A 9,345-nucleotide genomic window follows, 5' to 3' on the forward strand; every position below is an offset into this window, starting at 1 on the left:
ACGACGCGACCGCGCGCCTCGTCACCACGAAGCTGCCGGAAATCATGGGACAGCCCGCACTGGTCGACAACCGCGGCGGCGCCGGCGGCAACATCGGCGCCAAGGCCGTGGCCGACGCCAAGCCCGACGGCTACACGGTGCTCACCTCGCAGGTGTCGATCATGGCCGTGAACCCTTCGCTGTATGCGTCGCCCGGCTTCGACCCGATCAAGAACTTCGTTCCCATCACGCAGATCAACGCCGCGCCGCTCGCGCTGGTGGTGGAAGCGAACTCGCCCATCAAGAGCTTCGCCGACCTCGCCGCCAAGGCCAAGGCCAACCCCGGCAAGGTGACCTACGCGACACCGGGCAACGGCACGCTGTCGCACCTCGTCGGCGTCGTGCTCGCGAAGGACAACGGCGTGGAAATGACGCACGTGCCCTACAAGGGCGCCGGCCCGGCGCTGACCGACCTGATCGGCGGGCAGGTCGACGTGATGGTCACCTCCACCGCCTCGGTGGCCGGCTTCGTGCAGAACGGCAAGCTGCGCGTGCTGGCCGTGACCAGCCCGCGCCGCATCGGCGTGTTCACGAAGGTGCCCACGCTGGAAGAGCTGGGCTACAAGGGCGCACGCTTCGAGGACTGGTACGGCTTCTTCGCCCCGGCCGGCACGCCGCCCGAGCGCGTGGCCTTCCTGAACGAGGCCATCGTGCGCACCCTGCACCTGCCCGACGTGACCAAGCTCGTGACCGACGGCGGCAGCGAAGTGGTGGCCAGCACGCCCGAAGCCTTCGCTGCGCAGCTGAAACAGGACATCGAACGCTGGTCGCGCATCGTCAAGCTTTCCGGTGCGCGCGCCGACTGATTGAAGCAACATAGCGGCCCGACTTCCCTTCGCCCCCACTTCACCATGTCCGACTCGCACACCGTCCCCGCCGACCTGAGGCTCGACACCCGGCTCACGCGCACCGGCAAGACGCCGTCATACGCCGGCGGATCGCCCGTCAACGTGCCCCTCGTGCGGGCCAGCACCGTGCTGTTCGACAGCGTGGGCGCAATGCGCGACGCACGGGCCCGGCGCGACGAGGAGCGCATCTTCAGCTACGGCGCACGCGGCACGCCCACCGCCTTCGCGCTGGAAGACGCGGTGAGCGAGCTCGAAGGCGCCTACCGCACGCGGCTCTTTCCCACCGGCCTCGCTGCCATCGGCATGGTGCTGCTTTCGTACCTGAAGCCGGGCGACCACGTGCTGATGTCGGACAGCGTGTACGAGCCCACGCGGAACCTCGTGCATTCGTTCCTGGAGCCGTACGGCATCCGCAGTTCGTTCTTCGCGGCGGACGGCAGCGGCATCGAGGAACTGTTCGAGTCGAACACGCGGCTGGTGTACGCCGAATGCCCCGGCTCGCTGGTCTACGAGATGTGCGACCTGCCCAGGCTGGCGGAACTGACGCACGCGCGCGGCGCGCTGCTCGCGGCCGACAACACCTGGGGCTCCGGCTGCCAGTACCGCCCGCTCGCGCTGGGCGCCGACATCTCGACGATGGCCGCCACCAAGTACCTCTCGGGCCACTCCGACGTGATGATGGGCACCGTCGCCACGACCGAAGCTGCATGGCGCCCGCTCAACGAACGCTGCGACGCCTTCGGCATGACGGTGAGCCCCGACGACGCGTGGCTGGTGCTGCGCGGCATGCGCACGCTGTCGGCGCGGCTGCAGATGCACGAGCGGCATGCGCTCGAAGTGGCGCACTGGCTCGAGAAGCGGCCCGAAGTCGCGACCGTGTTCTGCCCCGCGCTGCCGCAGCATCCGGGACACGAGATCTGGAAGCGCGACTGCAGCGGCACGAACGGGCTGCTTTCCATCGAGCTGCAGCCTGGCATCGAGAACGCGGCGGTCGAGCGATTCGTCGATGCGCTCAGCCTGTTCGGCCGCGGCTCGTCATGGGGCGGCTACGAGAGCCTCGTGGCCTGGACCAACATGCGCGCGGCGCGCAGCGTGACGGACTGGAGCAAGCGCGGGGCTGTGGTGCGACTGCATGTCGGACTGGAAGCGCCTGCGGATCTGACGGCGGATCTGGCGCGTGGGTTCGATGCGATGAACGCCTCGCAGCGATAGTCCATCGGAGAGGATCAACGCCACTGCGCCAGCGTGCGCCGCACCTCCTCGTCGCCCGGCGCTTCGAACGACCGGTACCAGGCACCGACGGCAACGAAAGGCTCGGGCACCTGCATGCACACCACCTCGTCGGCGTGAGCCGTTGCGGGGTCCGAAGCGTCCACGCTACCCAATGCCCGGCATGCGGTCGCACTGCCCACGGGTACGGCCACGATGACCGATGCGGCACCGAGCGCTCGTGCCGCTATCACCGCCGCGCGCATCGAAAGGCCTGTGGCGAGTCCGTCGTCGACCAGGATTGCAGTCATGCCGCGAAGGTTCAGCGGCTCGCAATGCTCGCGGTACTCGCGCTCGCGCCGCTGCAGTTCGCGCCGCTCCCGCTTCAGGACACGCGCCATGCCGGGCGCATCCTCTCCTGTGACGTGGACGCCGCCAACTGCGATGGCGCCCGCCGCGTATTCCTCATGCCCCGGCAGGCCGAGCTTCCGCACGACCAGCACGTCGAGCGGCAGGTGCAGCGCGCGTGCGATTTCCGCCGCCACGGGCACGCCGCCGCGCGGCAGCGCGAGCACCACGCAGTGCTGCGCATCGCGGTATCGGTCCAGCAACGGCGCCAGTTGCCGGCCGGCGTCGGCCCGGTCTCTGAACATGGCATGCCCTCCTGGTGGAAGGCCAAGGGCGGCGGTGCGCCCTCGGCAGGCACATTGTGCGACCGGCGCCGCCGGCCTTCATCCGCAGGCGACCTTGCCCCCGGGTGCAGTGCGCAGCCTGTTGAGAAAGGTCAGCTGCACCTTGGCCGTCTCGCTGCCCTGCGCCACCGCACGGCGCATCCACGTGCCCGCCTCGCAGCGGTCGGCCTTCACGGCCGTGCCGTAGAGCGCGGGGCCGGTCATCAGCACCATGCCGAGCATTTCCTGCGCCTCGGCGTGGCCTTCATTCGCGGCCTGCCGCAGCTCTTCGAGCATCGCGCGGTAGTCGCGCGCGGCCTGTGCCTCGAGCGCGAGCTGGAAGCGCTGCTCGGCCTGCAGTTCGGTGCCCGCATCCAGCGGACGGGCTGCGCTGATCGCGGCCGCCAGGAGCAGCACTGCCGAGAACAAGACCCGCCAGCGCAAGGACAGGCCGGCAAGCTGGTTGAGTTCGGATTGCATCGATGTTCTCCACGATTGACATGGAGGACATCGTCGCGCCGACGCGCCGAAGAAAGAAGCTGGAATTGGCGCAGGCGGCCTCAGCCCGCGCCTGAGCCTCAGAACTTCGCGGTCAGCCCCACCTGCAGTTCACGCCCCGGGCCCGGCATGATCAGGTTGTCCACGCTGCCGTGCGCCGACACGTAGTACTTGCGGTTGGTGATGTTCTTCAGGTTCACCGAGATCTCGTAGCGCCCGGTCTTGTAGCTCGCAGCCAGGTCGCCCGTGACGTACGAAGGCAGCGTGACGAGGTTGCTCAGCGAGGCATAGCGCGCGGCCACGTAGTTGACGCCGCCACCCGCGCTCAGGCCGTTGCCCAGGTCCTTCATCAGCCACACGAAGGCCGAGTGGCGCGGCGTGAGCGGCGCGGTCTTGCCCTGCACCGGAATCGCCGCGCCCACCGGCAGCTGCAGCGAGCTCACCGTGGCCAGCGACTTGACCATGCGGCCGTCGAGGTACGCGTAGCCCGCGCTCACGTCCCAGCGACCCGGCAGCTTGCCGGCCAGCGCCAGCTCCATGCCGTTGGTGCGCTGCGTGCCGACGTTGATCTGCCGCGCCGGGTTGGCCGGGTCGGTGTTCTTGATGCCCGAGCGCTCCAGGTTGAACAGCGCCGCAGTGAGGTTGAGCGCGCCGTCGAGGAAGTCGAGCTTGGCGCCGATCTCCTTGTTCACCGTGATCTCGGGGTCGTTGGCCGTGTTGTTGGCAGACAGCGCGAAGGTCTCGGCCGAAGGCTGGAACGAACGACTGTACGACACGTAGTAAGACTGCGATTCGCTAGGCTGCCACACCACGCCCGCGCGCGGGCTGAACTTGCGGTCGGTGCGCGACAGCGGCGCGAGCGTGCGCTCGAACGAGGTGTCCTGCCCGAACACGTCGTAGCGGCCGCCGACCAGCGCCTTCCATTGCGGCGCCAGCGTGATCTGGTTCTGCGCATACAGCGCGGCCGTCTTGAACCTGGAGTTGCTGGGGATCGCGCTGTTGGCCGTGTAGCTCGAAAGCGGCAGCGGCGCCGGCACGGCCACAGGGTTCAGTATGCTCACGCGCTCGTAGCCGGTGGCCGAGCTCACCGAGTACAGGCGCTTGTCCTGCTGGCCGAACTCGGCACCGATCAACCACTCCTGCTTGAAGCCACCCAGCTCGTTGCGCCACGTCAGGTCGGTCTGGTTGAACCAGCCGCTTTCGTCGCGGTCGACGAAGCCGCGCGTGCGGCCCACCGTCAGGCGCACCGGGTCGGTGGTGCCGCTGGGCAAGGTGTTGAAGCGGTCGAGCTTGTAGCTGTAGTAGCGCGTGGTGTTGCGCAGGCTCAGCGCATCGCTGAAGCGGTGGTTCAGCGTGGCGGTGAACGACTGCACCTTCGTCGTGGTGGTGTCGTCGCGCTTCGCGAAGGCAGAGCCGTAGTAGGTGCCGATCGGCACGTTGACCGGGCGGCCGTTGAGCGCCGGAATGCCGAAGTCGGTGAGCCGTTGGTCGTAGGCGTTGGTGTACTGCAGCAGCAGGTCGGTCTGCGGGCTGAACTTGATGGCCAGCGAGGGCGCGATGTTGTAGCGGTCGATGAACTGCTGGTTGCGGTAGCTGCCCGACTTCTCGCGCGCGACGTTCAGCCGGAACGCCATGTTCTCGCCGATGGGCGTGTTGAGGTCGGCAGTGAGCCGCTTGAAGTCGTGCGTGCCCAGGCCGAGCGACACCTCGCCGAAGGGCCGCTCGAAGATCGGCTTCTTGGTCACTCGATTGACGAGGCCGCCCGACGAGCCGCGGCCGTACAGCACGGCCGCCGGGCCCTTCAGCACCTCGATGCGTTCGGTGTCCGACAGGTCGCGGAAGTACAGCGCGTCGTCGCGCACGCCGTCGACGAACCAGTCGGCAATCGCGGTGAAGCCGCGGATCACCACCTGGTCGCGCTGGCCGTCGCCCGCGTTGAACGACACGCCCGGCGCGTTGCGCAGCGCGTCCTGCATCGAGGTCGCGCCCTGGTCGCGCAGCAGCTGTGCCGGCAGCACGTTGACCGCCTGCGGAATGTCGCGCAGCGGTGCACTGCCCTTGGTGGCGGTGCTGCTCGCGGACGGGGCGTAGCCCGTGTCCTGCTCGGAGGTGACTGTCACCTCCTTGAGCGTGCTGGCGGTGTCCTGTGCATGAGCAGCGCCATGCAGGGACGCTACCGCAGCGAGGAAGAGAGACGAATGACGCAGGCGAAAACGAAGGCGGGAACGCGGCGCACGCGAACGGACGGACATGGTTGATTTCCCTCAGGGCGATTTTTTTGGATCGCGAGGCGCCACGCCGGCGCCCTCCCGCCGCTCGGACGAGGAAAGGAAACCGGATGTGCCCTGCCTGGAAGAATCTGGGTTGGGTGCCCTTGCCGGCCGGCACCGGCGCGCAGGTCCGGGGCTTGTGGCGGCGAAGGGGATCGCATCGCACGAACGGTGCGGATTCTAAATGCCGCCCCGCAGGGATCCAGCGGCGCTCAGCGTGCCCGGGCGCGCGTCAGCAGGTAGCTCTGGTGCACCACGTTGTCGACGTAGTACGGCTCTGCAAGTGCATCGAACTCGGCCCGCAGCGCCGCCAGCTTCTGCGGATCGTCCGCAAGGCTCTCCACCAGCTTGCGCATCGGGCCGACCGAGCGCTCCAGGAACAGGCGGAAGTGCTCGATGCTCAGGGCCGGAAAGTGCATGGTGCCGCGGCCGAAGAACGGCGCCTCGAAATGCGGCCCCAGGCGCTCGGTGACGATGCCCGGGTTACCCCATTGCGGCGGCGGCGATGCGCCGGCCGGCGGGGGCGGCGAGTTGCGGCCGATGAAGGCGAACAGGCGCCCCACGAAGTGCTCCGGCGGCCAGGTGGCGAAGGCGATGCGCCCGCCGGGCTTCAGCACGCGGCGCATCTCGGCGATGGCCACTTCCGGACGCGGCGCGAACATGTGGCCGAACTGGCTGAGCACCACGTCGAAGGAAGCATCGGCATACGGCAGATTCTCTGCATCGCCTTCGGTCCAGACGATGTCCTCGAGCCCGGCGATGCGGGCGTTCTCTCCCGCGGCCTCGATCAGCTCGGGCGTCAGGTCGAGCCCCGTGACGCGTGCGCCGCGGCGTGCCGCCGTGACGGCCACGACGCCGGTTCCGGTTCCGACGTCCAGTACCGACTCGCCCTGCTCGACCTGCGCGAACCTGACGAGATGCCCGGCCACCGGGGTCGTGAACATGGCGGTCGGCGCAAAGGTCGACCACATCTCGCGCTGGCGGCTCTTGAACTCCGCAAATGGATCCTGGGACATATGGCCCTCCATGTCAGCCACAAGGCTGTGGACATGGGCGGGACTCTAGGCCCGGGGAGCTGACCCGTCCATCCCTCGGAACGGGGCTTCGACAGGCAAGAGCTGTAACGCAATGCCGCGCTGGGCTCAGCAGCAGCGTCCCTTGCCCGCCCCGTAGCGCGCCTCCAGCCGCTCGCGGAAGAAGGCCTCGTAGCTCATGGGCGGCTGGTCGGGGTGGGTGGCCGCCATGTGCGTCAGGTAGGCGTCGTAGTCGGGCAGCCCGACCATGAGCCGCAGCGACTGCTTGAGCGAGCGCGCGAAGTAGCGCCCGGCTTCCGGCAATGCAGCAAGGCCCATGGCGTTCAGTGGGCGGCCGTGGTGGCGGCGCCCATCGCCTCGAACGGCGTCTCTTGCGTGGTCGGCCGGTTGGCCGCGCGCGCCGCGATGCAGGCCTTGATGCTGTACACCAGCACGCTCAGCACCACGAAGATGAAGAGCGCACACAGCGCGGCGTCGAGGCGGTCGTTGAACACGATGCGCGACATCGCCTCTGGCGTCTTCGCCGGCGCCACCAGCACGCCGTTGGCGATGCCCTCGGTGTACTTGGCCGCGTGCGAGAGGAAGCCGATCTTCGGGTCGGACGAGAAGATCTTCTGCCAGCCCGCCGTGAGCGTGCACGCCAGCAGCCATGCCGCCGGCGCAATGGCCACCCACGCGTAGCGCTCGCGCTTCATGCGGAACAGCACCACCACGCCCAGCATCAGCGCGACGGCGGCCAGCATCTGGTTGGAGATGCCGAAGAGCGGCCACAGCGTGTTGATGCCGCCCAGCGGATCGACCACGCCCTGGTACAGGAAGTAGCCCCAGGCAGCCACGCACAGAGCGGTGGCGACGAGGTTGGCCGGCAGCGAGTCGGTGCGCTTGAGCGCGGGCACGAAGCTGCCCAGCAGGTCCTGCAGCATGAAGCGGCCCGCACGGGTGCCGGCGTCCACGGCCGTGAGGATGAAGAGCGCCTCGAACAAAATCGCGAAGTGGTACCAGAAGGCCATCATGGCCTGCCCGCCGATCGCCTGGTGCAGGATGTGGGCCATGCCCACGGCCAGCGTCGGCGCGCCGCCGGTGCGCCCGAGGATGGTGGTCTCGCCCACGTCCTTGGCGGTCTGCACCAGCATCTCGGGCGTGATCACGAAGCCCCAGCTCGACACAGTGGCAGCCACCTGTTGCGCGGTGGTGCCCACCAGCGCGCCAGGGCTGTTCATCGCGAAGTAGATGCCGGGCTCGATGCACGAGGCCGCCACCAGCGCCATCACGGCGACAAAGGACTCGGCCAGCATGCCGCCGTAGCCGATGAAGCGCGCATGGCGTTCGTTGTCGAGCATCTTGGGCGTGGTGCCCGAGGAGATGAGCGCGTGGAAGCCGGAGACGGCGCCACAGGCGATGGTGATGAACAGGAACGGGAACAGGCTGCCCGACCACACCGGGCCGTTACCCTGCGCGAACTGCGTGATGGCCGGCATCTGCAGCGTGGGCATCACGAACACGATGCCGATGGCCAGCGCGATGATGGTGCCGATCTTCAGGAAGGTCGAGAGATAGTCGCGCGGCGCGAGCAGCAGCCACACCGGCAGGCTCGCCGCAAAGAAGCCGTAGCCCACCAGCATCCAGGTGAGCGCCTTGCCGTCGAAGGTGAAGAGCGGCGCCCATTCGGGGTTCTGGCTCACGGCCTGGCCGCCGAAGATGGCGAGCATCAGCAGCACGTAGCCGATCAGCGACACCTCGCCGATGCGCCCCGGGCGGATGTAGCGCAGGTACACGCCCATGAACAGTGCCACCGGAATCGTCGCGGCCACCGTGAAGGTGCCCCACGGCGATTCGGCCAGCGCCTTCACCACGATCAGCGCCAGCACCGCGAGGATGATGATCATGATCATGAAGGTGCCGAACAGCGCGATCATGCCGGGCACCGGCCCCATCTCCTGCTTGACCAGGTCGCCCAGCGAGCGGCCGTCGCGCCGCGTGGAGATGAACAGCACGATGAAGTCCTGCACCGCGCCGGCGAACACCACGCCGGCCAGGATCCACAGCAGCCCGGGCAGATAGCCCATCTGCGCCGCGAGCACCGGGCCCACCAGCGGGCCCGCGCCCGCGATGGCCGCGAAGTGGTGGCCGAACAGCACGTTCTTGTCGGTCGGCACGTAGTCGAGGCCGTCGTTGTGGCGGTGCGCCGGCGTCTTGCGTTTGCCGTCGAGGCCCAGCACCTTGTCGGCGATGAAGAGGCTGTAGTAGCGGTAGGCGATCAGGTAGGTGCAGATCGCGGCGGCCACCACCCAGAGGGCGTTGACGCTTTCGCCTCGGGTCAGGGCCACAGTGCCCAGCGCGAACGCGCCGATCACGGCCACGACCAGCCACACCAGATGGCGTCGGATGCTGTGCATGCGGATGTCTCCTAGGTATTGAACCCGGGGAGTTTTGCCGGACCGGGGCGTCGGCGCATCCGTCGGACCGCGCGGGGCGGGCGCGTGGCTTTGCGTAATGGAAAACCCGGATACGGCGCTCGCCGGCCCGCAGTGCAATGCCTGCGGACCTACACGCACGAACCGGGCCATGCGCGAACATGAGGTCGGTCACCAAAGCGGATCAGGGAGAGAAAAGATCGAAGCCATGGACACAAACCCACGCTGCTGCATCGCAGGTGGCGGTCCTGCCGGCATGGTGCTGGGCCTGCTGCTGGCCCGGGCCGGCGTGCCCGTCGTCGTGCTGGAGAAGCATCTCGACTTCCTGCGCGACTTTCGCGGCGACACCGTGCATCCGTCCA

9 protein-coding genes are annotated in these 9,345 nt (G+C 68.3%); 3 read left to right on the forward strand and 6 right to left on the reverse strand.

Annotation, left to right across the window (positions count from 1 at the left end; translation table 11 throughout):
- Together ACT6S0_RS24465 and metC are read left to right on the forward strand one after the other, a co-directional pair.
- Positions 1-845 (forward strand): Bug family tripartite tricarboxylate transporter substrate binding protein (locus ACT6S0_RS24465; RefSeq protein ID WP_444766368.1); only part of this gene is annotated, 845 nt, incomplete at its 5' end.
- Positions 846-890: 45 nt separating this feature from the next.
- Positions 891-2,099 (forward strand): cystathionine beta-lyase, encoded by a 1,209-nt coding sequence (gene metC / locus ACT6S0_RS24470; RefSeq protein WP_444766369.1) that lies wholly within the window; start codon positions 891-893, stop codon positions 2,097-2,099.
- A gap of 14 nt (positions 2,100-2,113) precedes the next feature.
- On the opposite strand, the gene ACT6S0_RS24475 is transcribed toward metC, so the two are convergent.
- The 6 genes from ACT6S0_RS24475 to ACT6S0_RS24500 form a co-directional block, all read right to left on the reverse strand.
- On the reverse strand, positions 2,114-2,749 hold the full coding sequence (locus ACT6S0_RS24475) for a phosphoribosyltransferase (RefSeq protein ID WP_444766370.1): 636 nt from the start codon (positions 2,747-2,749) through the stop codon (positions 2,114-2,116).
- 78 nt (positions 2,750-2,827) lie between these two features.
- On the reverse strand, positions 2,828-3,247 hold the full coding sequence (locus tag ACT6S0_RS24480; protein ID WP_444766371.1) for a sel1 repeat family protein: 420 nt from the start codon (positions 3,245-3,247) through the stop codon (positions 2,828-2,830).
- A 98-nt stretch (positions 3,248-3,345) separates the two neighbouring features.
- Positions 3,346-5,517 (reverse strand): TonB-dependent receptor, encoded by a 2,172-nt coding sequence (locus tag ACT6S0_RS24485; protein WP_444766372.1) that lies wholly within the window; start codon positions 5,515-5,517, stop codon positions 3,346-3,348.
- Between the two features lie 230 nt (positions 5,518-5,747).
- Positions 5,748-6,551 carry a class I SAM-dependent methyltransferase gene (locus tag ACT6S0_RS24490; protein WP_444766373.1) on the reverse strand — a complete coding sequence of 268 codons (804 nt, stop codon included), beginning with the start codon at positions 6,549-6,551 and terminating at the stop codon, positions 5,748-5,750.
- 126 nt (positions 6,552-6,677) lie between these two features.
- Complete coding sequence (locus ACT6S0_RS24495) at positions 6,678-6,887, reverse strand: YbdD/YjiX family protein (RefSeq protein ID WP_093197545.1); 210 nt, start codon at positions 6,885-6,887, stop codon at positions 6,678-6,680.
- 5 nt (positions 6,888-6,892) lie between these two features.
- A complete protein-coding gene (locus ACT6S0_RS24500; protein ID WP_444766374.1) occupies positions 6,893-8,965 on the reverse strand; it encodes a carbon starvation CstA family protein in 2,073 nt (690 codons plus the stop codon).
- Between the two features lie 226 nt (positions 8,966-9,191).
- Here ACT6S0_RS24500 and ACT6S0_RS24505 point away from each other — a divergent pair.
- On the forward strand, positions 9,192-9,345 hold a 154-nt coding region (locus ACT6S0_RS24505; RefSeq protein WP_444766375.1), incomplete at its 3' end, for an FAD-dependent monooxygenase.

This window comes from Roseateles sp. (assembly GCF_052436255.1).
GTDB lineage: Bacteria > Pseudomonadota > Gammaproteobacteria > Burkholderiales > Burkholderiaceae_C > Pelomonas.

Coding starts and splice junctions, on each gene's coding strand:
- metC (WP_444766369.1), top strand. CDS start 891: ATGTCCGACTCGCACACCGTCCCCGCCGACCTGAGGCTCGACACCCGG.
- ACT6S0_RS24480 (WP_444766371.1), bottom strand. CDS start 3,247: ATGCAATCCGAACTCAACCAGCTTGCCGGCCTGTCCTTGCGCTGGCGG.
- ACT6S0_RS24495 (WP_093197545.1), bottom strand. CDS start 6,887: ATGGGCCTTGCTGCATTGCCGGAAGCCGGGCGCTACTTCGCGCGCTCG.
- ACT6S0_RS24475 (WP_444766370.1), bottom strand. CDS start 2,749: ATGTTCAGAGACCGGGCCGACGCCGGCCGGCAACTGGCGCCGTTGCTG.
- ACT6S0_RS24490 (WP_444766373.1), bottom strand. CDS start 6,551: ATGTCCCAGGATCCATTTGCGGAGTTCAAGAGCCGCCAGCGCGAGATG.
- ACT6S0_RS24500 (WP_444766374.1), bottom strand. CDS start 8,965: ATGCACAGCATCCGACGCCATCTGGTGTGGCTGGTCGTGGCCGTGATC.
- ACT6S0_RS24485 (WP_444766372.1), bottom strand. CDS start 5,517: ATGTCCGTCCGTTCGCGTGCGCCGCGTTCCCGCCTTCGTTTTCGCCTG.